This window comes from Lentzea sokolovensis (assembly GCF_033949975.1).
GTDB lineage: Bacteria > Actinomycetota > Actinomycetes > Mycobacteriales > Pseudonocardiaceae > Lentzea > Lentzea sokolovensis.
The window spans coordinates 833,642-857,053 of the sequence record NZ_JAXAVU010000004.1 but is presented as its reverse complement, the minus strand read 5'-3'; the positions used below and the strand labels follow the sequence as shown (position 1 = coordinate 857,053).

At 70.8% G+C, this 23,412-nt stretch carries 17 protein-coding genes (1 of these 17 running past the window's edge); 8 read left to right on the top strand and 9 right to left on the bottom strand.

Going from position 1 to position 23,412, the window contains the following annotated elements:
- Positions 1-210 precede the first annotated feature (210 nt).
- Positions 211-372: a hypothetical protein gene (locus SK854_RS09360; RefSeq protein ID WP_319974609.1), complete on the top strand. Its 162-nt coding sequence runs from the start codon at positions 211-213 to the stop codon at positions 370-372.
- A gap of 1 nt (position 373) precedes the next feature.
- On the opposite strand, the gene tsaA is transcribed toward SK854_RS09360, so the two are convergent.
- Together tsaA and SK854_RS09350 are read right to left on the bottom strand one after the other, a co-directional pair.
- Positions 374-769: a tRNA (N6-threonylcarbamoyladenosine(37)-N6)-methyltransferase TrmO gene (gene tsaA, locus SK854_RS09355; protein ID WP_319974608.1), complete on the bottom strand. Its 396-nt coding sequence runs from the start codon at positions 767-769 to the stop codon at positions 374-376.
- On the bottom strand, positions 769-2,166 hold the full coding sequence (locus SK854_RS09350) for a protein adenylyltransferase SelO (RefSeq protein ID WP_319974607.1): 1,398 nt from the start codon (positions 2,164-2,166) through the stop codon (positions 769-771). Before SK854_RS09350 ends, tsaA begins: the two co-directional genes overlap by 1 nt.
- Positions 2,167-2,304: 138 nt before the next feature.
- On the opposite strand from SK854_RS09350, the gene SK854_RS09345 reads away from it, so the two are divergent.
- Positions 2,305-3,222, top strand: a complete 918-nt coding sequence (locus SK854_RS09345; RefSeq protein ID WP_319974606.1) for a COG4315 family predicted lipoprotein — start codon at positions 2,305-2,307, stop codon at positions 3,220-3,222.
- Between the two features lie 75 nt (positions 3,223-3,297).
- A complete protein-coding gene (locus tag SK854_RS09340; protein ID WP_319974605.1) occupies positions 3,298-3,744 on the top strand; it encodes a hypothetical protein in 447 nt (148 codons plus the stop codon).
- Here SK854_RS09340 and SK854_RS09335 read toward each other — a convergent pair.
- On the bottom strand, positions 3,741-4,130 hold the full coding sequence (locus SK854_RS09335) for an HNH endonuclease (protein WP_319974604.1): 390 nt from the start codon (positions 4,128-4,130) through the stop codon (positions 3,741-3,743). The two genes, SK854_RS09340 and SK854_RS09335, sit on opposite strands and share 4 nt — an antisense overlap.
- Positions 4,114-5,043, bottom strand: coding sequence for a LysR family transcriptional regulator (locus SK854_RS09330; protein WP_319974603.1), 930 nt, complete (start codon positions 5,041-5,043; stop codon positions 4,114-4,116). The genes SK854_RS09335 and SK854_RS09330 overlap by 17 nt, the downstream gene beginning before the upstream one ends.
- 70 nt (positions 5,044-5,113) lie before the next feature.
- On the opposite strand from SK854_RS09330, the gene SK854_RS09325 reads away from it, so the two are divergent.
- Both SK854_RS09325 and SK854_RS09320 read left to right on the top strand, forming a co-directional pair.
- On the top strand, positions 5,114-6,136 hold the full coding sequence (locus tag SK854_RS09325; protein ID WP_319974602.1) for a TDT family transporter: 1,023 nt from the start codon (positions 5,114-5,116) through the stop codon (positions 6,134-6,136).
- Positions 6,137-6,151: 15 nt separating this feature from the next.
- Positions 6,152-7,288 (top strand): hypothetical protein, encoded by a 1,137-nt coding sequence (locus SK854_RS09320; RefSeq protein WP_319974601.1) that lies wholly within the window; start codon positions 6,152-6,154, stop codon positions 7,286-7,288.
- Here the strand turns inward: SK854_RS09320 and SK854_RS09315 are convergent.
- A complete protein-coding gene (locus tag SK854_RS09315; RefSeq protein WP_319974600.1) occupies positions 7,251-8,948 on the bottom strand; it encodes a tetratricopeptide repeat protein in 1,698 nt (565 codons plus the stop codon). The genes SK854_RS09320 and SK854_RS09315 overlap by 38 nt on opposite strands.
- A 54-nt stretch (positions 8,949-9,002) precedes the next feature.
- Here SK854_RS09315 and SK854_RS09310 point away from each other — a divergent pair, with 54 nt between their 5' ends.
- Positions 9,003-12,065 carry a CHAT domain-containing protein gene (locus tag SK854_RS09310; RefSeq protein ID WP_319974599.1) on the top strand — a complete coding sequence of 1,021 codons (3,063 nt, stop codon included), beginning with the start codon at positions 9,003-9,005 and terminating at the stop codon, positions 12,063-12,065.
- On the opposite strand, the gene SK854_RS09305 is transcribed toward SK854_RS09310, so the two are convergent.
- Both SK854_RS09305 and SK854_RS09300 read right to left on the bottom strand, forming a co-directional pair.
- The gene (locus SK854_RS09305; protein WP_319974598.1) at positions 12,050-12,982 is read right to left on the bottom strand and encodes a hypothetical protein; all 933 of its coding nucleotides are present in this window, start codon (positions 12,980-12,982) and stop codon (positions 12,050-12,052) included. The genes SK854_RS09310 and SK854_RS09305 overlap by 16 nt on opposite strands.
- Positions 12,979-13,380, bottom strand: a complete 402-nt coding sequence (locus tag SK854_RS09300; RefSeq protein WP_319974597.1) for a hypothetical protein — start codon at positions 13,378-13,380, stop codon at positions 12,979-12,981. The genes SK854_RS09305 and SK854_RS09300 overlap by 4 nt, the downstream gene beginning before the upstream one ends.
- 609 nt (positions 13,381-13,989) lie before the next feature.
- On the opposite strand from SK854_RS09300, the gene SK854_RS09295 reads away from it, so the two are divergent.
- Positions 13,990-14,610: a hypothetical protein gene (locus SK854_RS09295; protein ID WP_406601752.1), complete on the top strand. Its 621-nt coding sequence runs from the start codon at positions 13,990-13,992 to the stop codon at positions 14,608-14,610.
- 130 nt (positions 14,611-14,740) lie between these two features.
- A complete protein-coding gene (locus SK854_RS09290; protein WP_319974595.1) occupies positions 14,741-15,949 on the top strand; it encodes an MFS transporter in 1,209 nt (402 codons plus the stop codon).
- Here SK854_RS09290 and SK854_RS09285 read toward each other — a convergent pair.
- Both SK854_RS09285 and SK854_RS09280 read right to left on the bottom strand, forming a co-directional pair.
- Positions 15,933-16,778, bottom strand: a complete 846-nt coding sequence (locus SK854_RS09285; protein ID WP_319974594.1) for an XRE family transcriptional regulator — start codon at positions 16,776-16,778, stop codon at positions 15,933-15,935. The genes SK854_RS09290 and SK854_RS09285 overlap by 17 nt on opposite strands.
- A gap of 10 nt (positions 16,779-16,788) precedes the next feature.
- Positions 16,789-23,412, bottom strand: the end of a protein-coding gene (locus SK854_RS09280; RefSeq protein ID WP_319974593.1) for a hypothetical protein. 24,012 nt of this gene lie beyond the right edge of the window; only the last 6,624 of its 30,636 coding nucleotides appear in the window; its start codon lies beyond the right edge, outside the window; it ends in the stop codon at positions 16,789-16,791.

The window sequence follows — 23,412 nt, the reverse complement described above, 5'->3', positions numbered from 1 at the left end:
CGCTTCGCATCAGCCCGATTCGGCTAATGCGAAGACCGTCCTGCTCGACACTCCGTCGAGGTTCTGTTTGGGACCGGCAGAACGGGTGAGGGAGACGACGCTGTTCAAAGTCACGTCACAGGGGCCTCCCGCCCGCGCTGGCCTTCCCGCGACGTACCGCTGCCGATCGTCCACAACGCCATCGAGGGGGCAACCGGGACAATCGGGTTCGTGGCCAGCACGCACGTGCCGTCGAACAAGGCCGTGTTGGTGTTGCGCGGTAACGCGGACACGACCTCGACGCCTCGGCTGTTGTGCGGTGAGCTTCCGTTCCGCGAGGACCTGGCGGCAGGGCTGGAGCAGGACGGGGGATGCCCGCGCGACACCCAGTAGGTCAGCGTTCCGGCCCCAGCACGGGCTTGACGTCGACGATCGGCGTGCCGTCGATGGCCTCCAGGTGCGCCACCCGGATCTTGAGGCCGTCCACCGCGGTGATCCGGACGTGGTGCAGGCCGATCGGGTTCGGGCGGTCCGGCGAGCGGGTCGAGAACACGCCTGTCTCCGGCCGGTCCTGGTCGCTGCGGGGATGCACGGCCAGCACCGACCTGTCGGCGCGGTCGAGCCAGGTCAGGACCAGGACGTCCTGGCCTTCTTCCAGTTCCCGCATCGCCCGCGCGTACTCGGGCGCGAACACGAGCAAGGCCTCTGGCGCGCCCTCGTCGGCCTGCTTGGGCGCGGTGGAGCGGTCGGTGAGGGGTGATTCGACGTGGCCGATCGGCTGCAGCTTCATCAAGTCCCGCAGTAGGTCCGGTAGGTGGCACTGAAGTCCCGCGGCGCGGGATCGGCGAAGTATTCCAGGCCGGGCCGTTCGCCGAACGGGGAGGTAACCGCTTTCAGCAAACGGTCGAACGGGCCCATGTCACCGTCCGCCCCGGCGGCCAGCGCCTCCTCCACGAGGTGGTTGCGCGGGACGTAGACGGGGTTGGCGCGGTCCATCGTCTCGGCATCCGGTCCGAGTTCGCGCCAGCGCGCGAGCCAGGCGTCGACGGCCGCGAGGTCGAGGAACAGCGAGCGGGCGGGTTCCGCGTCGCCGCGAGCCGCCTTGCCGAGGAGGTGGAAGAACGACGTGAAGTCGACGTGGTTCTCGTGCATCAACGCGAGCAGGTCCTGCAGCAGGGGCTTGACGTCGCCGGACACGCCGAGCTTCGCCCGCATGCCGCCGATCCAGGTCTCCTCGAAGTGCGCGTCGAACGTCCGCAGCGTCGCGAGGGCCAGTGAGACGGCCTCGTCCTCGTTCTCGGCGAACAGCGGCAGGAGGGCCTCGGCGAGGCGGGCCAGGTTCCACTCGGCGATGATCGGCTGGTTGCCGTAGGCGTAGCGGCCGCGGTGGTCGATGGAGCTGTACTTCGTCGTCGGGTCGTAGGCCTCCATGAACGCGCACGGGCCGTAGTCGATCGTCTCGCCGGAGATCGTCATGTTGTCGGTGTTCATGACGCCGTGGATGAAGCCGACCAGCATCCACCGGGCGACGAGGGACGCCTGGGCGGCGACCACGTGCGCGAACAGCTCCAGGTAGGTGCTGCCGGGGTGGTGGCGCGCGATCGCGTGGTCGGCGAGGCGGCGCAGCAGGTCCAGGTCGCCGGTGTTGCGGGCGTACTGGAAGCTGCCGACGCGCAGGTGCGACGCGGCGACCCTGGCCAGGACGGCACCGGCCAGCGGTTCCTCGCGCTGGACGACGTGCCCGGTCGACACGACGGCCAGCGCACGGGTCGTCGGGATGCCGAGCGCGTACATGGCTTCGCTGATCAGGTACTCGCGCAGCATCGGGCCGACGGCCGCCAGTCCGTCGCCGCCGCGGGCGAACGGGGTGCGGCCGGAGCCCTTCAGGTGGAGGTCGCGGAGCCGTCCGTCGGCGGCGGTCAGCTCACCGAGCAGCAGCGCGCGGCCGTCGCCGAGCCTGGGGGAGTAGCCGCCGAACTGGTGTCCGGCGTAGGCCTGGGCGACACCGCGCCCGCTCACGAGAAATGGCAGATCGTCAGCGCGCAGCCGGCTGGGGTCGAGTCCGAGCTCTTTCGCGAGTGGCTCGTTGAGGGCCAGGAGTTCCGGTTCGGCGACCGGGACGGCCTCCCACGAGACCGCCATCTCCGGCACCGCGTCGGCGAAGTCGCTGCTCAGGCTGGTGTTCACGCCCCCAACGGTACCGGGTGCGCTTCCCGACACGTGTGATCGCGCTCTCACCTGGAACTCGGCTGAACCGATCCGAGGAGTCGTACGTGATTGGGGGTGAACAGGTTGGCGAAAGTCCACTCAGGAATGAGAAAAACAATGCGTCGCAAGCAAGTTGGGTTCGCTGCTGCCCTTTTCGCGGTCGGTGTCATCGCGTTGACGGCGTGCGGTCAGGGTGCCGCGCAGCCCGGATCTGCAGTTCCCGCAACGGAACAGGCCCAGGAGACGCAGCAGGCGTCCGCCGAACAGTCCGATGTGGACTTCCTGCGCGGATCGGCGAACTCCAACAAGGCCGACCAGAACTCCGGCGACCGCGCTCCGGCGACCGCGTCCCCCGAGGTGAAGCAGAAGTGGGTCGAGCTGCGCGTCGCCAACGCCGGTGGCCTGGAGCCCGCCGTCGTCAACGGCAAGGGACTCTCGGTCTACTGGTTCAGCGACGACCCGGTGAAGGGCGGAGTGTCCAACTGCAACGGTGACTGTGCGAAGACCTGGCCGCCGATCACCGTCGCCAAGGGCACCAAGCTCTTCTTCCCCGGCATCAAGCGGGAGAACATCGGCTTCGTCAAGCGCCAGGACGGCGCGACGCAGGTGACGATCGGCGGCCGCCCGATCTACTTGTTCAACAAGGACGAGAAGGCTGGTGACATCAAGGGCCAGAACGTCGGCAACAAGTGGTTCGTCATCAACCCCGAGGGCAAGCGCGCTGTCGCCCCCGCCGAGGCTCCCGCCACCCAGCCCGCCCCGCCCGCTCCCGGCGCCAAGCCCGCGAACTCCGTGACCTTCTTCAGCGGCAAGAACTTCGACGACTTCAGCGGCAACAACTTCGCTACCGGCGTCAAGGTCGAGGCCAAGTGCGCCGACCTGCGCGGCGGCTTCAAGTCGCTCTCCCCGGACGGCGCGGTGAAGATCTGGTCCGAGCCGGGCTGCAAGGGCAAGTCCACCGTCGTGAGCGACGACGTCGCGGACACGGACGCGCTCGGGTTCCCCGACGGTGTGAAGTCCTTCATCCGCGCGTGAACCTGATCGGGTGAACGCGGAGGCCGCCGGAGCACCCCAGCTCAGGCGGCCTTTCGGGCTCGCTACGCTGCCCGCATGCGCTACTCCGCCATTGCGCTGGCTTTCCTCCTGCTCGGGTGCGGTACCGGGACGTCGTCCCTGCCCACGATCAAGCCGGCCCCCATCTCGTCGACCGGCTCACCGCTGCCGGACCTGCAGCCCAGGCTCGACGCGATCGGCGTCCTGCTCACGGACTGCGCGGCGCGCCTGCGAGGCGAGCCCGTCGCCCCCGCCGACAACTGCACGCACGTCATGCCCGACGTGACAGGGGTGATCGACGAGGTCGAGAAGCAGTCGGCCAAGCTGCCACCCGCCGGTCAGACCGCCCTTGCCGAGGTGCGCCGCCAGCTCACCGAGATCGCGCCGTGCGAGCCGTGGTTCGCGGCCGGTGGGACGAGTGCGGACGGGCAGCTCGACGCCCGCTGCAAGAAGGCTTGGGACGCGCTCTTCGACGGGTACAGCGCCGTGCGCAACTCCGCCTAACCCGGTTCCACTGTGGACTCGGCGACCTCGACGACCTCGGCGAAACGCGCGGTCAGCTCGTTCGAGATCTCGTAGTGGCGCACCAGGAACGTGCGCTCGTCGAGCTTCTTGCGCCGCAGCCAGCCCGTCACCTCGGCGTTGCACTTGCTCGCGTTGCACGATCCGCACGCGGGCACGACGTTGCCGAGCGTGTAACGGCCGCCGCGGGAGAGGGCCTGCACGCAGTCCTTCTGCAACGAGCTCGCGGGAGCGGTGCAGTAGGCGCAACCGCCCCACGCCGTCTTGAGGGCGTCCCACTGCTCGTCGGTGAGGTCGTTGATGACGCGGGCCATGCGCTTCTTGCGCTTGCGCGCGGCGCGAACCTGTTTGCTACCGCCGGTCGGCACGATCGGTGAGACTACGCGTCGCGATGGTCAACAGGTCGGAGGCGGGGCCCCGGGGTGTCCGCCCGGACGGCCAGACCGCCCTGAGCGCGCGGTGCAGGTCGACGCCTGAGACCTCGACCCGGACGAGCGTGCGGGCGGCGATGTCGGCGGCCACGGTGTGAACGCTCAGGACGGCGGGGCCGATGCCGCCGATCGCGGCAGCCTTGATCGCCGTGGTCGACGACATGTCGAGCAGCGGCCCCGCGGACTCGGTGATGCCCGCTGCCTTCAGCGCGTGCTCCCACGCCTGCCGCGTGCCCGAACCCGACTCCCTGCTGACCAGCGGCGTCGCGGCGGCCTTCGCGGCGGTGACGCGCCGACGCCTGGCCCAGGGATGGCCGGGTGCGACGACGAGCACGAGTTCGTCCTTCGCGACCACGCGGCTGGCCAGGCCCGCCGGCACGTCGGTGCTCTCGATGAACCCCAGGTCGGCCTTCTGGGCCAGCACCTGCTCGGCGACGTGCACCGAGTTGCCCGCCGACAGCACGGTCGCGGTGTCCGGGCTGACGGACCGCAGCGCGATCAGCCACGCGGGCAGCAGGTACTCGGCCACGGTGAGGCTCGCGGCGATCCTGAGGTGGCTCTGCCGGTCCGCGCGCAGGCTGGTGATGCCGGCGTCGAGGTCGGCCGCGCGTTCCAGCACCTGGGCCGCCCAGCCGGCCACGAGCTGGCCCGCCGTGGTGAGCCGGGCGCCGCGCGAGGTGCGTTCGAGCAACGTGACGCCGACGCGGGCCTCGAGGGTCCTGAGCCGCTCGCTGGCGCTGGGCTGGGACATGCCGTGCGCCTGGGCCGCGCGGCCGATGCTGCCCAGCTCGGCGACGCTGCGCAGCAGGTCGAAGCTGGTCAGGTCGGTGACCCTGGACGGCAGAGGCATAGGGACAGCCTATGTGCACCTCGGCGATTGGGGCCTACCGAGCCAGGCGTGGCGCGGGGATTGTCATGTCGTGACCGCTCTCGCACCTCAACACACCGTGCCCGTCGGGGTGCGACGAGCGGCACCATTCGGCCCGAACCTCTTCGCCTCGGTGATGGGGACGGGGATCGTCGCCACGGCCGGAGCCTCGATGCCCGGTCTGCGCACCGCCGCCACGTACGTGTGGGCGCTCGACGTCGCGCTGCTGGTCTTCCTCGTGGCGGCCGCCCTGAGGCGCTGGACGTGGTCGACGGTGCGCTCGCAGCTCGCCGATCCCGTGATGGCCCAGTTCTGGGGTGCGCCGCCGATGGCGTTGATGACCGTCGGCACGGGCGCGTTGCTGCTCGGCTCCGATTGGATCGGGCTGCCCGCCGCACTGGCGCTCGACTGGACACTGTGGACGGCGGGCACGCTGCTCGGGCTGGCGACCTCGGTGCTGGTGCCGTTGCGGATGATCGGCAGCGGCGAGCGCGCGTTCGCCGGCTGGCTGATGCCCGTGGTGCCGCCGATGGTGTCCGCCGCCTCCGGTGCCCTGCTGGCGCAGCACCTGCCGGAGGGATCAGCGCGGCAGACCATGGTGCTCGGCTGCTACGCGCTGTTCGGCGTCAGTCTGTTCGCGACGATGGTGATCGTGCCGCAGATCTGGCAGCGGCTGGTGCAGCACGGGCTGGGCGCGGCCTCGACCGTGCCGACGTTGTGGATCGTGCTCGGCCCGCTGGGTCAGTCGATCACCGCCGCGAACCTGCTCGCGGGTGTGTCCGTGCTGCCGGGCCAAGCCGCGTTCGGTGTGCTCTACGGCACGATCACGTGGGGGTTCGCCCTGCTGTGGGTGGCGCTCGCCACCGCCGTCACCGTGCGGACCGCACGGCGCGGGCTGCCGTTCGCGTTGACGTGGTGGAGTTTCGTCTTCCCGCTCGGTACCCTGGTGACCGGGACGAGCGCGCTCGCGGTCCGGGTTCCCTCGGCGATGCTCTCCGGGGTTTCCGTTGTGCTGTACGGAGTGCTGGTGGTCGCGTGGGTCACGGTGGCCGCCCGCACGCTGATGCGCGGGTAGACGTACACTGCCCGCATGAGCCCGGAAGCCCGTTACGTCATCATTCTCGTTGAAGGACAAGGGCTTCCGCTCGCCGTCGTGCGGCTGACCGGGGCCGTTGAGGAAGCGTTCACGCACGACCTGCGCTGGGAGCCGTCGGATCTGCTCGGCCGCGTTCCGTCCGAACCGGACTGGACGGTGCGCGATGTGGGCGTCAGCGACGCCAACGGATTCCTGGTCGAGATGATCCGCACGATCCGGTCGCGCGACCACGAGTCGGAGCTGACGGACTACAAGTACTACGCGTCGTTCAAGGACGCGCTGGGTGTGCTCGACCTGGCCGAGGCGGACCGGCTCCTCCGCCGGCCGGACGGCGGTGCCGAGGAGGAGTACGCCGGGCATCAGACGTGGGAGCCCAGCGAGAAGCTCCACCGCATCGACTCCGGGCTCGACAAGCCGGAGGAGTACGTCGCGCTCAGCCTCGTCGAGGCCGCTTCGGTCAAGAGGCTGATCGACGCGCACTGGGATCAGGGCTGCACTCACCACGTCGTCCTCGTGGACAAGCGTCCGGTCGCCGTGGTCACCCAGGTGGCCAAGGACCCGGACAGCGAGCTCGCGTTCACCGGCGACCCGGAGCCGCAGCCGTCGAGGTTGCTCGCCCAGGCCACCCGTGAGCCGCGCATGGACGCCGTGCGGACGTCCATGGCGACCGCCGTCGAGACGATGGCGCGGCTCTCGTTGAAGTGGCGGACCGAGGTGCGAGCGGGCGAGACCGCCGGGTACGCGGTCTTCCACCGGCTGACCGACGTCCTCGACCTCGACTCGGCGCACGACGTCGTACCGGAGGCCCAGGGCGAGTTCGCCGTGCCGCTGAACGCCTCGGAGAAGGCCCGCCTCACCGCCCGCCTGCACCTCCGCAACGCACGCCGGGAAGCGCAGCCGATCGACGGCCACTTCTACTTCGCCGTCTTCGAGGTGTTGCACGAGGTCATGGATCTGGACAACGCGCGCTCGCTGATCCGCGTCGACGACTCCCAGGATTGGGAGATGCTCCAGCAGGACGGGCAGTGGGGGCCCACGAGCAAGCCGCGGAAGCTGCACGCGCTGCCGCTCACGAAGTCCGGTCTCGACCACGTCACCCGTCGGGTGGAGCGGGAGCGGCTGACCCGCTGAGCTTCTGGTAGCGCGCGTGCACGACCCGCAACACCTGCTGTTCCTTTTCCAGGGCGGGAAGTTCCGCGAACCGCTTGGCGCGGGACAGGCAGAGCTTCAGGAACTCCAGCGAGTCGAGCAGGTCGGGGATCACCCAGGGCTGGGACTCGCCGACGCAGCCGCGTTGCAGCGTGATGGTGCCCAGGATCGCCTGCTCCGCCTCGCTCCAGCGGTGCAGGGCGGCGAACGCGTTGGCCATCGACCACGTGGCGATGGCGCACTTGGCGGCATAGGCGTGCGGTGACTGCGGGACCAGCGCGTACAGCACGCGGGTCGCGGTCAGGTAGCCCTCCAGCGCGTTGGCGTGATCACCGCGGGCGGCCAGGCGGTTCGAGAAGTTCAGCACCACCTGGGCGTACTGCGGGCCGTGCCGGTCCGGGTCGAGCCGGTGCAGGTCCTGGATCAGCAGCAACGCCTGCTGACCGACGTCGAACGCGTCCTGGCCCGCTGCGCTCAGCGCGGTCGCGTACGTGTCGAGGGCGGCGATGTAGCGAAGCAGGTGCCGGCCGGGGTCGCGGTCGGCCATGTCGCGGAGCAGCGCGACCGACTCGGCGGCGAACTCGGCCGCGCGGCCCGGCTCTCCGGTGTGGGCCGCGCAGGCGAGACCCAGTGCGATCGCCTGGTCCTCCGGCTCGAGTTTCCGGGACAGCTCCAGGGCTTCGAGTGACGCGGCCGCCGCGCGGGAGCGGTCCCTCACGGCGTGGTTGCTCGCCACGACGGTCTGCAGCGCGTCGAACAGCAGGCCCTTGTCACCGACACCGCGGGCGACGGCCACGGCCTCGTCGGCCTTCTCCCGGGCGTACCAGTGGTGGCCGAGCAGGGCCACCGCCCGGGACAGGACGACCAGCGCACGGACGCGGAGGTCCTGGCTGTGTGCGTTGCCTGCGGCGCGGTGGGCGAACGCGGCGGCCTGTTCGGGTCGCTCGCCGTCGAGCATGCGGGTGGCGAGGTCGAGGTCGAGCATGGGGCTGGGCTCGTCCGCCGGATCGGGGTCGGTGTCGAAGGTCTTGCGGGCGAACAGGTCCAGCGCGATGTGCGCGATGGCGGAGGCCAGCCGCGAGTCCTGCCGGGGCAGCCTGAGGTAGGCGTCGACGGCGACCTCGTAGCTCGCCGCGGGGAACGCCCGGTGCAGCAGGTCGACGAGCCGCGCGGGGTCTTCGGCCGAGGTCGTCGCCTGCGCGAGCGCGGGCAGGTAGGCGTCCGGGTCGTCGGTCAACGCCTGCGACAGCGCGAGGTCCGCGGCCTCCGCGGCGATACCCGGAACGGATGTCAAGCGACACAAGGATTCCACGGCACTTGGACGATCTGGCGCCGCGACGGCGCGCAGGGCGTCGACGAGCACGTCGGCGCCCCTGTCCGGTTCCCCGTAGGCGTTCAGCGCTTCTCGCACCAGCTCGTCGCCCGATTCCACCGGGGAGAGAACGTCCGCGGTGCGCTGGACGTCGTAGAGCCGCGCGCGGAAGCCCGGCAACGCGGTGAGCAGCGCTTCCGTCGATCGCCTGTCGCGCACGGGAAACAGGGCGGGCAGGGCCAGGGTCAGGGAAAGGGTGATCGGGTCGTCCGCGAAGCCCAGTCCGGCGTCACGGACCTTGGTACGCCAGTGCTCCAGGTCTTGGGGCATGGGATCATGTAACCAGCTCTCGTGCCCGTGCAGGGTGACGATCGGGGGAGGCCCGTGGATCCGTTGTCGCGGCTGGCGGAACGGCTCTGGTGGTTCACGACGGGCGGCGACCCCGGCCCGTTGCTGGAGGACGCCGCGATCGACGAGTCCCAGGCGGTGCTGGAGGTCGCGCTGCGGGCGGGTCCGGACGGTCAGGCAGAGGTGCTCGACCGCGACGCCGTCGCGTTCGCCGCGCTGGTGCACTGGTTCCGGTACACCGCGCTTCCCAAGGGACAGTGCGAAGGCGACTACCTGCGCAGCGTCTCCCTGGCGCGGGCCATCGGGTTCGACGATCCCGGTCAGATCACCGTCGGCCTGAAGGTGGGCGGGGAAGACCGGGCCTCGCTCGACACGGTGGACGCGGCCGTGCAGTGGGCGCGGCACCTCGCCGCGCGGTTCGACCAGTCCAGCGATCAGGAGGAACTGGCCTCCGCCGCGGGCTACCTGCGGGCCCGGATCTCGGTGCTGCCCGATCCCCGGCTGCTCGACGCGTTCGTCGCGGTGGTGTACCGGCAGTTCCTCGCGCGGCCGGACCAGCTGTGGCTGCTGGAGGAATCGGTCGCGGCAGCCCGCCGCGCGCTGGGACTGACGACCGAGGACGACCCGTTGCGCGACGGCCGGATCTACGCGCTCGGCGCGGTGCTGGACGCCCGGACCAGGATCTCGCCACCCGCCGAAGCCGTGGAGTTGTTGCGCGGACTGGCTTCCCGGACACCCGACGACGACCCCGCGTTGCCCAGCTACCTGCTCGCGCTGGGCAGGGCGTTGCCGGACTCCGACGAGACGTTCGCGGTGCTGGACAGGGCGATGAGGGTGAGTGCGGAGCCGGGACTGGAGTTGCTCCTGCGCTACGTCGAGGTGCTGCCGTCACACGCGCCGATGAAGGTTCTCGGGGTGCGACGGGCCATCGTCGACCGGATGCCCGCCGACCACCCGGACCGGCCCCTGCACCTCCTGGCGCTGGCGGACGTGCTGCGGATCTCCGGCCACCACGACGAAGCGATCGCGCTGCTGCGGTCCGCGGACGTCGAGGGGCCGTGGCGGGCGCGGACGTTGTCGGTGCTGAGCAGCGCCCTGGGCGTCCGGTTCGAGCATCGGGGCGATCTCGCGGACCTGGACGACGCGGTCTCGTTCGCGCGCGAGGCAGAAGGCCTGGGAGACGACCTGACCGCGCAGGCCGCCCTGGGGCTGGCTCTGCTGCGCCGGTACGAGCACCAGCGCGGCCGGACGGACCTCACGGAGGCCTTGCGGCACCTGCGCGAGGTCACGGCACGTGCTCCGGACGATCACCCCGGCCGTCCGGCGTGGCTGTCGAACCTGGGTGCGGCGTTGTCGTTTCACGGCCCGGACGGCGCGGAGGAGGCGGTGGACACGCACCGGGCCGCGTTGTCGGGAGCCCTGGATCACGGCGAAGGCCTGGCCCTCGCTCTCGTCCGGCGCGGGAAGTCGGGGGATCTGGACGAGGCCGTCGGCATCCTGCGCGAGGCGGTGGAGGCGACCCCGGACGGTCAGCCGCGCAAGGCCGTCCGGCTGTGCAACCTGGGCGAGGCGTTGCGGGTGACCGCCGAACGTCGCAACGATCCAGCGCTGCTGAACGAAGCCGTGCGCGTGCAACGGGAAGCGCTGAACCAGTGCGCCGCGGACGCCCCGGAACGGGCCTGGGTGCTCGGCAGCCTGGCCTCCACGTTGCTGGACAGGTTCACCCACACCCACCATCCCCGGGACCGGGGCGATGCCGTGACCGCCCTGCACGCGGCGGTCGAGCACCTCCCGGCGCCGGTGAGCGAGCGGATCGGGGCGGCGGTGCGACTGGGCGGGCTCGGTGCGGAGACGGGGGACGCGGAGGCGGCCGCCGCCGGGTTCGGCGGCGTGGTCGACCTGCTGCCCGGCCTCGTCGCGAACGGCATCGCGCGGGCCGATCGGGAGGAACTGCTCGGTGCCTGGCAGTCGCGCGGCAACGACGCGGCGGCGTGGGCGGTGGCGGCGGGCAGGCCGGAACGCGCGCTCGACCTGGTCGAACGGAGCCGGTTGCTGCTGTCCGGCGGCCAGGACGTGTCCGTGGACGTGGGGGAGCGGACCGTCGTCGTGATCAACGTCAGCCGGTACCGCTGCGACGCGCTGCTGGTCAGCGCGGCCGGAGTGTGCGCGATTCCGTTGCCGGGCCTCACCTTCGCCGACGTCACCGCGCGAGCCCACGTGTTCCTCGGCGCGCAGGCGAGGCTGGAGACGAGCCGGTTGCCGTTGCCGGAGAAGGTCACGCTGCTCGAACAGGTGCGGGAGACGCTCGACTGGTTGTGGCGGACGGCCGTGTTGCCCGTGCTGGACGCGCTGGACCCGGTGCCGCCCCGGATCTGGTGGAGCCCCACGGGGCTGTTGTCGGTGCTGCCGTTGCACGCGGCCGGTGCGTTCGCCGGTGAGTCGGTGCTGGACCGCGTGGTGTCGTCCTACGCGGGCAGTCTGCGGATGTTCGCGCGGAGCGGCGACGAACGCCCGGTCAGGCCCGTTCTCGTGGTCGCGGTGCCGGAAGCCGAAGGGCTACCGGCGTTGCACGGCGTGGACGAGGAGGTGTGCGCGATCGAGCGGATCGTCACCCCGACCGTCCTAAGAGGATCCGAGGCGACGCTGGAGGCCGTGACCGCCGCCCTCGCCGAGCACGACGTCGCCCACTTCGCTTGCCACGCCACGCAGAATCTCGCCGATCCGGCCGAGTCCGGCATCGTGCTGCACGACGGGAAACTCGGCCTCGCCGCGATCGCCGCCGTGCCGGGTGGTGCGCAGCTGGCGTTCCTGTCGGCGTGCCGCACGGGTGTGGGCGCGGTCGACCTGCCCGACGAGGCGTTGCACGTCGCGGCGGGGTTTCAGGCGGCCGGGTTCCGGCACGTGGTGGGCACGCTGTGGTCGGTCGAGGACCAGTCGGCGGCGGAGTTCACGGCGGCGGTGTACGCGCGGCTGCGTGACGGTTCAGGGCTCGATCCGGCACGGACCGCGGTCGCGGTGCACGAGGCGACTCTGCTGGCACGTGAGGAGGATCGGTTCGACCCGATGCGCTGGGCCCAGTGGTTTCACTTGGGCCCCTGATCCTCCGGTGACTCGTGCCGGTACTCGAACCTCACCGGCCTGCCCTGCCGCCAGAACGCCGACAGCCGCCGGTTGTCCTGCTTCTCCGCCTCGACGTCGTCGGGCAACGGCAGGTGCAACGCCCGGTACAGGTCGAACCGGTGCAGGTCGAACGCCGTCTCGACCGCTTCGCCGTACGCCAGCGCCGCCTGCACGCAGCCGCGATAGGCGAGCCGTGCCGCGACCAGCAGCCCGAGCGCGACCAGCAACCACCAGCCCGCTCGATGCAGCAGCGCCGCGCTGACCACCGCCGTCAGGCCGAGCGTGACCGACAGCCTGGCCGCCAGATCCATGCTGTCTCGCCGATCCGCGACCACCGCCCGCACCTGCTCGCCCAGCACCGGGTACAGCCGCGGCCACACCACGACGGCATCGAGCCCGTACGCGCGACCGGCCTGATCCTCCATCGCCGTCAGCACGTTGCCCAGCGCGGTCGGGCGGACCAGATGCTCGTCGTGCGGGAATCGTTGGCGCAGCAGGACAGCGGCCTGCCCGGCCCGTTGCACCTCCGCCGGTTCCTCGGAGGAGACCTCCGCCGAGCGGGCCAGCCGGGCACGCCGCTTCCGCTGCCACCACCGGAACGGCCCGGCGGTGAAGCGCGGCCACGCACCTTCCAGGAGCCGGACCAGGGCGAGCTGCAACGGTTGCACGAGCAGGGAAAGCAGGGTCACCGCGAGAACGAGGACGAACGCCTCGCCGACGCCGATCTTGCCCGCCGTGCGCCAGGCCGCGCCGAAGTCCAGCCGCGGACCGGGAGCACCGGCCCACACCAGCACGAGCACGCAGACCGCGCCCGCCGCCGTGGGCAGGTAGTTCACCAGCACGAACCGGCCCGACATGGCGTCGTTCAGCGGCCGGGCGAGTTGCTCGAACCTCATCCCCGCAGCTCCATCACGCCGTGTTCGGGACAGCTCGGCAGATCCCTGTCGTCGTAGGTCAGGCGCACCGCCCGGCGGTCGCATCCGGTGCAGGCGAAGCGAAGCAGTTCGAACTGGGTGGAGACGCCGGGCTGGCCCGCGCGGTCGCCCTCGCCCAGCCGGTGCAGCGGCTCGCCGGACAGCCGAGCGAACCACGTGCGCGTGCAGGCGCCGATCGGCCGCGTCCCCACGGTGAGCATCACCTGGTCGAGGCCGGGTTCGGCGCGGTACAGGGCGATGAGCGCCTTGGCTACCTCGGCCGCCGGCACGTCCGCGTCGCTGACGTCGAGCACCGTGCGCCCGTCCGACGGCGCCCGCGGGTCCAGGAAGACCCCGTACCGCGCGTGTCCCGCGTCCATGCCGCTGATGGTCGCAGATTCCGCCCGCGCGGATGTAGGGGATCGGCTGTTCGAGCGTCAATTCGTCCCCGGGAAAGCGCCGATTTCGCGGTTGGACGGCACGCCTTTCTCATTTTTCCCGCTCGGCCGCGGACGCGGATCCGCACCGAGACCAGACCACGGCCCTCACTGGTCCTATCGCCCGGCCCCACCGCACTCACCAGGCCGAACTGGCCCCTCGCGTCCCGGAAACGCCGCCTGACCAGCAAGATCACCATCACTCCGAAAACCTTAAAGGCATTTAAAACCAACAGGGTTCTGTTCGCTTTGAACCCCGTCCGTGACCTCCCCGTAGTCATCGGTACAACACCGTTCGACCCCCCGAGGAGATACAGAATGGGCGCTCGACACCGCAAACCCGCGATGATCGGCGCGGGCGCCGTGCTGGCGGTCGCCGCTGTCGCCGGTGGCATCTTCGCCTTCAGCGGCACCAACTCGAACGCGGCGGAGGACTGCGGCGGACTCGACACCGCGCTGCAGAACAACCTGACCTTCATCGCCGGTCAGCAGGCGAACCCCGACGCGCAGTCGGACGCTCGCATCGCGAACCGGCAGGCGGTCGTCAACCTGATCAACCAGCGGCGTGCGGCGGCTGGTTGTGGCAACAACGTCCAGGCGAAGCCCGAAGCGGGGCAGGCCGCCACGTCCGGTGAGGACTGCGGCGGGCTGGACAAGGCGTTGCAGAACAACCTGACCTTCATCGCGGGGCAGAAGTCCGCTCCGGACTCCCAGTCCGAGGCTCGCATCGCGAACCGGCAGGCTGTGGTCGACCTCATCCAGCAGCGACGCAAGGCGGCGGGCTGCAAGGGTGACGGTGGCGCGGCCGACGCCGGCCAGGGCAACGCGAACCAGGGCAACAACAACGCCGGTCAGGCGCCGGCCCAGCAGCCCACCAAGCAGCCCGACGCGAACCAGGGCAACAACAACGCCGGTGGCGCTACCGGCCAGCAGGTCTGCAACGGCTCGACCGTGACGCTGTCCGGCGAGGGCGGCGAGCCCGCCGCGTCGAGCGGCACGTTCCCGGTCGGCACCACGCTGAAGGTCACGAACCTGGACAACAACAAGTCCACGACCGTCAAGGTGGCGTCGGTGTCCGGCAGCTGCGCGCTGCTGAACAACGCGGCCTTCGAACAGGTCCGCGAGCCCGGCAAGTTCCTCATCCGCAACGCGCGGATCGAGAAGATCGGCTGATCTGTCCACACAGGACAGCGCTCCACGGCAGCCGGGTGTTCCCGTCAAGGCGCGGGGGAACACCCGGCTGTTGCGCGGTCACTGGGAATAGTGTGGTCAGGAGTCCGCCGATGGTGAGACCTTGGTCGTCGTGACGGAGAAAGCAACGGCACCATCTGTCCTGCGGAACGTGGCTTTCCTGCGGCTGTGGACCGGCACGACCGCGTCGGGGCTCGCGATGTGGGCCCTGCCGTTCGTGCTCGGCCTGGCCGTTCTCGAACGCTCGATCACCGCCGTCGAACTCGGCGTCGTCCTCGCCACCAGAACCGTCGGCTTCCTGGTGGCGGTACCTGTGGCCGGTGTGCTCGCCGATCGCCATTCACGACGCAACGTCGTCTTCTGGTCGTGCCTCACGGGCGCGGTCATGACACCCGTGATCGCGCTCGGCATGGGCAGTTCACTGGTCCTCATGGCCGCCGCGGCCGCGATCGTCGGTGCCGGTCAGGGTGGCTGCCGGCCCGCGTTCCAGGCGATGGTGGCCGAGGTGGTGCCCGAGTCGCAACGGCAGCAGGCCAACGCCGCGACCACCGTCGCCATCAGGGTGACCACGTTGGCCGCCCCGAGCCTCACCGCTCTCGCCGCGCTCCTGGTCGACGCCAAGGCGCTGCTGATCATCACCGCCGCGCTCTGGCTGGTCGGCGCGTTCGTGCCCCCCAAGGGCACCAGGGCACCGGATCGGACCACTGCCCAGGCCAGCTTCGCGGCGGACTTCCTCGAAGGCCTGAACGAGGCGCGCCGGCACCCGTGGCTGCTCTCCGGACTCGGCGCGCTGACCATGATGGTCGCCTTCGGCTACTCCGCCACGGCCGTCCTGCTGCCGGTGGTGAGCCGCGACCGCTACGACACGGAAGCGATACTGGCGGCCGGCACGACCGCGTACACCCTCGGTGCGCTGGCGGGAGCCGCGCTGATGGCCCGCTGGCGCCCGAAGACCCCAGGATGGGCCGCACTGGCCGGAATGGCCTGCTACGGCCTGGTCCCGCTGGCCCTGCTGCTGCCGGTGCACTGGTCCGTGCTGATCGCCGTGTACGTCGTGGCGGGTGTCGGGATCGAGCTGTTCAACATCCCGTGGTTCACCGCGGTCCAGCGAGAGGTCGAGCCGGGCAAGCTCGGCCGCGTCTCCTCGCTCGACTTCCTGCTCTCCTTCGGCCTCGCGCCGGTCGGCCTGGCCTTCATCGCACCGGCCATCGACCACTTCGGGGCCGGCTTCGTGCTGGGCGCCTGCGCGGTCATCTGCTTCGCCGCCCCCGCGGCCGCCGCACTGGTCCCGAGCTCCAGGGGGTTCACCAGGACCAGCTGAACCCGCGGACACCGGGCTGCACGTCCAGCGCCACGTCCAGCAGCGTGCGGCCGGGAGTCACGGCGGAACCGTCCGCGAGCTGGACGACGGACGCGGGCGCGGCGCCCTCGAACGTCACCTCCAGCACGTACTCCCGCGTCGGCAGGCGGAACTTGCGCTCGTAGTTCGTCGCGAACGGACACGGGTCCTGGTTCACCAGCTCGTGCTCGATCACGACGCTCTCGCCCTTGCGCAGCGGCCGTTCGAACAGCAGCTCGGCGACCAGCAAGCCCTCGGACGGTTCCCGGACCACCTGCCCGACCGTGCAGTTCTTCAGCGCGTTGACCAGCGGCAACGGCCGGTCGTGCGAGTCGACGTGCATGATCACGACCCACCGGTCCGGGCCGGTCATCGACGCCGACAGCACCTGCCGCGACCGGAACGCCCGTTCGGTGCGGTCCGCCCCGATCGTCACGAAGTCCTGCTGGCTCACGCGCAGGAGCTGGTCGTCCCACTGCGTGTCGAGGTCGTGCAACGCGTGCTCGACGGGTGACGGAGACGGCCAGAACGCGGACATCGGCGCCGGGGCGTGACGCAGCCAGCGGCCACGGGGACGCGGTGGCCCCAGCAGTTCCGAGAGGTGGCCGGGCGGCAGCTGCAGGATGTGTTCCAAGTGGACGACGGCCTGCAGCGACTTCTGCCGCTCGGGACGGCTTCGGCCCGTCTGCCAGTAGCTCAGCGTCGCCATCGAGACCGACACGCCGTTCTGCGAGAGGTGCTCGCGCAGGCGCTCCAGACCGAGACCGCGATTCGTGATCGCCGTCCGGAGCGCCTGCGCGAACTCGTCCACGCGAGTCACGCTAATGCATCTGCACGTCCGGCTGCACCCCTCCGGGCGGCTGGTACGGCCGGTAGGTGACCTGCCGTCCGTCGATCACCATCTCGACGTCGACGGTGTCGGGGAAGGGCGGGCCCATCGGCCGCAGCAGCACCGGGTTGCCGCCTGCCTGGTGGATCCGGATGTTGACGCCCTGCTGCGTCGCGATCAGCTGTCCGACCAGGTCACGGGCGTTGCCGGCGCCGACGTTCTCGGCGCCGTCGGGCTTCATGTGCCAGTTCGCGTTCTCCACCAGCGCGCCGTTCAGGTGGCCCGGGTGCATCGGCCGGCTGACGGTGTACTCCGCCACGAACTTCGTGACGGCCTGGTGGCTGGCGGCGAGGCCCACGACCTGCTGGCGCAGCGTCACCGGGTCGATGCCGCGGGCCTGCGCGACGACCGCGTACAGGCCGTTGGTGGTGACCGGCGGCGTGGGCTGGCGGACCAGCACGTCCTCGTTGAGGAACCGCAACTGCCGCTGCGTGTTGCTCACGTGGTCGGACGCCACGAGCCCGTGCGCCGCGGCGACCTTCTGGTCCTTCTGGATGCCCGCCTGCATCTGGTCGAACGGCGCGGGCATCGGCGCGGACACCGCCGGGTTCATCCGGTTCTTCTGCGGCGCTCCGAGCTGGGTCTCCATCTTCCTGGGCGGGTTCCACGTGTTCGTGGTCTGCCCGTCGGCAGGAGGCAGGAACGGCTCGACCACGGCGTGCTCGCCGGTGGCGAGACGGTCGCGCTCGTCGGCGAACTTCGTGCCCTTCTTGGCGGGCTTGCCGTCGAGGAACCGCTCCGACACGTTCGGCAGCGCGGTGTGCGACTGCGGCAGCTTGCCGTCCGTGATCAGCCCGTAGGCGATCCTGGACAGGTCGGTGCCGGTGTCGCCCGCCACGAAGTCCGTCGTGAACGCCTGACCGCGCACCGGGTGCCGGTTGTTCTGAACGTCCACCTTGGCCTGTTCGGTGGCGGCGTCCATGTCCGCGGCGTCGGCGGGCGTGTGCAGCTTGGCCAGCTCCGCGGCGTAGAACCGGTTGAGCGACTGGCTGAGCTGCCCGAACTCAGCCTGGCCAGGACCGAACCGCACGTTCGGGTCCACCAGCGGCACCAGGCCGTCGACGAACAGGTTCGGCTCCGGCGTGTAGGGCAGCAACGGGTGGATGCCCTGCTGGGTCCGGCGCGCGTGCATGTCCGCGTCGATCACGTGCACGAACCGCTCGTGGAAGCCCGGATCGTCTAGCTTGGCCCGGTAGGCCTCCTTCTGCGCGTCCGTGGTCTTCGAGTCGCTGTTGATGCGGTCGAGGACGTCGGCGTGCAGCTGCTCCGGCGTGACGGCGACCCGGTAGCCGCCGCCGATCATCAACGGCCGCAGCGGCGCCGGGACGTCGGGACTGTCGGCGGGCCCGACCTCGTCGGCGTCCGTGAGCCGCTTGACGTGGTCGAAGACGTGCACGCCGTCACGGGTCGTGCGGTCGCCCGCGTCGAAGTCCATGACCGCGACGTACGGGTGCGTTCCGGCAACGGCCAGGGCGGTCACCGCGAACACGTGCGCCTCGCTTTCCAGCGTGGCGTTGCGGGTCTCGCCGAACTTGAAGCCCTGGGGCCCGTGCGGAACGCTCACCAGCGCGACCGCTTCCGGCCGGCCGGCGACCGACGGGGTCGCGGTGGCGATGGCGGCGTCGATCTCCTCCTGCGTGGCGCCGTTCACGCCGAGCACGAACGCCACTCGGCCGTCCATGTCCTGCGTGCCGGCCATGACACCGTCGATCACGGTGTCGAGCTGGCCGAGCTCGCTCGCCCGGACGATCATGCTGACCACGAACGACGGCTTCTCGTTGGCCTCGATGCTCGCCTGCGTCCACTGCAGGTAGTTCTCGGCGGTGACCTGTGCGAGCGCATTGCCCCGGGCCAGGTTCTCGTACGCCGCGTTGTGCACGCCGTTCTCGTTGAACGGCGCGGCTTCCTGCTCGGCCATCTCGACGTCTTCGTTGTCCTCGATGGACAGTTCGGCGAGATCTTCGCGGGTCCGCTTGACAGCGTCCCCTGCCGGGTGGGAGTCGAGGTGTTCGTTGCCGCGCTTGGGCATCTGCGGCGCGGGCAGGTCCGAGTGCTCCTCGACGGCGGGCTGCGGCCGGTTGTGCGACTGCAGCGCCTCCATCCTGCTCTGGACCAGCATCAGGTGGCGCGGCTTGAGCCGGGCGTCGGCCTTGTCGATGCCCTGGGTCATGGGGGAGTTGTCGTTGACGACGCGGCCCCTGCCGTCCTGGTGCTGGAAGATCGGCTTCACGTCGCCGGTCTCCAGGTACTCGTCGCGCAGCCCGAGGAAGTGCCCGACCTCGTGCGCGAGGCGCCGCGAGTCGGTGTCCACCGGCCAGCTGAGCTGGTTGGCCCTGCCTCCGGCGGCCGCGACCTCGACGGTGGCGTGCGCGTCGGCGGGGTTGTCCGTGAACTCGACCGTGACGTGGAACTGCTCGCCGCTGGGCAGCTTGTAGCCCTGGTTGTACAGCTCCTCGACGCCCGCGCGGGTGCGGTCCTGGACGGCCGCGTCGCCGCCGTTCAGGTGCAGCCGCACGGTGAAGTCGCGCACCGGCACGCCGTCCACGTCCAGGACGCGGTTGTCGTAGGTGATCGGGCCGCGCCAGGCCCGCATGGTGATGCCGTGCGGGCCGACCTTGGTGTTGTCGAGGACACCGCCGTCCTCACCGCGCACCCAGCTGGAGGCCGGGGTCGTGGCGCGGGCGTCCGCGATGGCCTGCGAGGACACGGGGGTCTGCGGGTCGAACCACGGAGCGCTCGTGTCGGTGCTGTGCAACGGACTCGGGTCGGCCGGTGGCCGGTGGGACACCGGCGCGTCCTTCGGGGGCGAGGACGGCGCCGGGTCGTCGTCGACCATGCCGTCGTCCTGCAGCTTCTTCTTGAGCTCTGCGATCTTCGCGTCGTCCAGGGTCACGCCCAGCGCCTCGGCGAGCGGGGCCCGGTTGTCCTCGACGGCCTCGGTGAACGCCCGCGGGCTGAGCAGGCCCTCGTCGATCAGCATCGAGTTGGTCAGCACCTGGTGCACCCACAGCGACTGGCTGTAGGGGTCGGGACCGTAGACCTTCAGACCGGCGATCGAGTCGGCCAGCGGCGGCGCGCCGATGGCGTCCACGAGAGCGGTCCGCTGCGCCATGTTGAACGCCCGGTTGTAGCCCTTCTCGTGGTTGAAGACGCGCTCGGCGATCTTGCCGGGGTCCGCCGTGAAGGTGGGGCTGTTCTCGACGGTGCTCCACAGCTGGTGCGACCAGTCGCTGAACTTCCCGTGGCCCGCGTCGTCGGCGAACGAGCCGAGCTGCTCGGTCTCGATCACCGGCCGCCCGAACCGGTCGTTGAACGCCGTCGTGACGGCCTCCAGACCGTGCTGGTCGATCAGCGCGGCGACCTCGGCCGAACGGGTGTGCAGCACCACCGAGGCGCGCAGCAGGTCCATTCCGGACTCGTGGTCGAGGTACCGCTGCGGGTTTCCCTCGAGCTCGGCCTTCACCTGCAACATCAACGGGGTGGCGTTGTCCATCGCGTCGGTCGTCAACGCGTCGAGCGCGGTGTAGGCCTCGCTGCGGATGGCCGGCGCCGACGGCGGCACGGGCTCGTTGGCCGCGGGCGGGTCCTCGTCGACCATGCCGTTGTCCTGCAGCGTGGTCCTGAGCTCGGTGATCTTGGCGTCGGTGAGTTCGACGCCCATGGCGCCGCCGAGGAGGGCCCGGTTGCCGGTGACGGCGTTGGTGAACGCGTCGGCGCTCACGCTCTCGGCCGGCAGGATCCCGGCCTGGCCGAGCACCTGCGCCACCCAGAACGCCCGGCTGGTCGTGTCGGTGCCGTTCGGCGGGGTGACGCCGACGACGTCGCTGAGCGCGGGTGCGCCCGTGATGTCGGCGACGGCGGCGTCCTGCGCGAAGTTGTAGCCGCGGTTGTAGCCCTTGTCGTGGTTGAAGAGGTCCGCGACCTTGCCGACGTCCGCGCCCAGCGTCGGCCCGGTGTTGATCGTGGACCACATCTGGTGGGCCCACTCGGTGTACTTGGCGCGGCTCTCCGGCGTGGCCAGGTTGCCGAACTCCTGGATCTGGACGGTCTCGAGGACCGGCCGCGCGAACGCCTTGTTCAGCGACTTCGACACCGCGTCGGCACCGTGCTGTTCGATCAGCGCGCCGATCTGGTCCGCCCTGGTGTCGAGCAGGACAGAGGCGTGCAGCAGGTGCCTGCCGGCCTCGGACTGCACGAACCTGCCCGGATCTGCCAGCAGTGCCGCCTCGACCGCGTGCGCGAAGGCCGGGGCGTTCTGCCACGCGTCCGCGCTCAGCGAGTCGATCGCGGCGTCCACCTCGGGCACCGTCTCGATGGTCAGTTCCGCGTTCGCTTCGGCATCCGTGGACGTGGACGCGGCCGGAGCCGAGGGCGGGACCGGCTCGTGCACCGAGCGCGAACCCTCGGGCTCGGTCCAGGTGCTCGCCGGAGTCGTCTCCGGCTCGTCGATCATCCCGTTGTCCCGCAACGCGGTCGTGAGCTCCGCGATCTTCGCGTCGTCGAGCTCGACGCCCAGTGCCGCACCGAGCTCGGCCCTGTTGGCGGCGACCGCGTCCGTGAACACCTCGGCGGTGACGCTGCCCTCCGGCAGGACCTCCGCGTCGCCGAGCACCTTCTGCACCCAGAACGCCTGGTTGTCCGTGCCCGGACCGAACTGCGGCGTACCCGCGATCGTGTCGGCCAGCGGCGGAGCGCCGACCATGTCCGTGAGCGCCTTCTCCTGGGCGAAGTTCGTGCCCCGGTTGTAGCCCTTCTCGTGGTTGAAGACGTCGGAGGCGAGCTTGGCGGGGTCGGAGGTGTACGACGGCGTGTTGTTGACCGTCTCCCACAGCTGGTGCGCCCACGCGTTGAACGCCATCCGGCTGTCCGGAGTGGACAGATCCCCGAACTGGCGCAGCTGCGCGCCCTCGATGACCGGCCGGCCGAACTCCTTGTTGAACGCCTTCGAGACCGCCTCGACGCCGTGGCGCTGGATCAGCATGGCGATGTCGTCGGTCCTGGTGTCGAGCACGACCGACGCCCGCAGCAGGTCCAGGCCCGCCTCGTGGTCGAGGTAGGTGGCGGTGTCCGACCGCAGCGCGGTCTCCACGTCCCTCGCGAGCGGCGAGGCGTTCTGCATCGCGTCCGCCGTCAGCGCCTTGAGGTGGCTCTCGATCACCACGCTCGGGACGCTCGCCGGTGCCTGGGTCTCCGCACTGCCTTGCGCCGGGGTCTGGGTGGCCGGGGCGTTCGGCGGTGCCGGACGGGTCTCCGCGTCCCTGCTCGACGACGCCTCGGCGGGCGGGGTCGGCGGCAGCGGCTTGGACAGGTCCGGCCCTGGCGGGGGCGGCGGGGGAGCGGACGACGTGGTGGTGTTCGCGGGCGGGTTGTTGAAGTCGGCGATCCGGTCGTCGACGACCGCCTTGCGGTCCCACCACTCCTGCTGCTTGCCGTCCGCGGTCCGGCGCGCGTCGTCGAGCTTCGTCTCCGCGTCCTTGACCAGTGCTTCCTGCGCCGCGCGGTCGGCGGCGAGCTTGGCGACCGCCTGGTCGTGCAGCGTCCGCGCGTCGGTGCGGGCCGTCTCCGCCTGGGCGACGACCTGCTGCTGCGCGACGAGCTCGGCCTTGCGGGCCGCGGCTGCCGTCTCCAGACCGGGCAGAGCGGCGTTGGCTTCGTTGAGCCGCTGCTGGGCCTCGTTCATCGCCTTCGTCGCGGCGGTGAACTCGCCCTCCGCCGTCCGCAGCGCGGTCTCGGCGTCGGTGTGCGCCTGGCGTGCGGTGTCGATCTGTCCCTGCAGGCCGGGCGTGCCGGCCGCCTGGCCCTCGAGCCGCCGCAGCGTCTGCGCCTTGGTCTCGACGTCCGACTTGGCGTCGTCGATCTCGAACTGCTTGCCCATGGCGACGGTCCCGAGACCGTCGACCCTGGTGGACAGCTCGGTGATCGCCTCGGCCGTGCGGGCGGCCTGGTCCGCGGCCGTCTGCGCCCTGGTCTGCAGCTCCGGGATCTTGGCCTGCTCGTCCAGGTGCGTCTGGATCGCGTTGTTGTAGCCGATCTGGACCGAGGTGAAGTCCGAGTCGTTCTTGGCGAGCGTGGTGGCCGAGGTGTTGATCACCTGCTGGGCGTCGTGCCGCTTGGCGTCGACGTCGACCTCGGCGGTGCGCCACGCGTCCGCCGCCGCCTTCACGTCGGCCTGGGCGTCCGTCAGCGCCTGGCTGAAGTTCTGGCCCAGCACGGCCTGCGCGTCCGCCGCCGGCATCCGGACGGCGGCCGAGTTCGGCACCGACAGGTCGATGACGGACGTCTTGCCGCCGATGGTGGCGACCACGCGGTACTCGACGCCGAACTGGACGAGTCCGGTGGTGGCCTTCGGCTTGAGGTTGTTGACCTTGTTGTCGGTCTGGCCGCCGGAGTTCGTCGTGGAGTCCTCGCCGGCGTGGCGCAGCTCGACACCGCTCGTGCCGAAGGCGACGTTGTCCTTCGGGTCGGTGTTCTGCTTGACGCCCGCGCCACCGGTCGCGAGACCGACGGACAGGTCGCCGCTCTCGGTGACCTTGGAGTCGGTGCTGGTCGCGGTGAC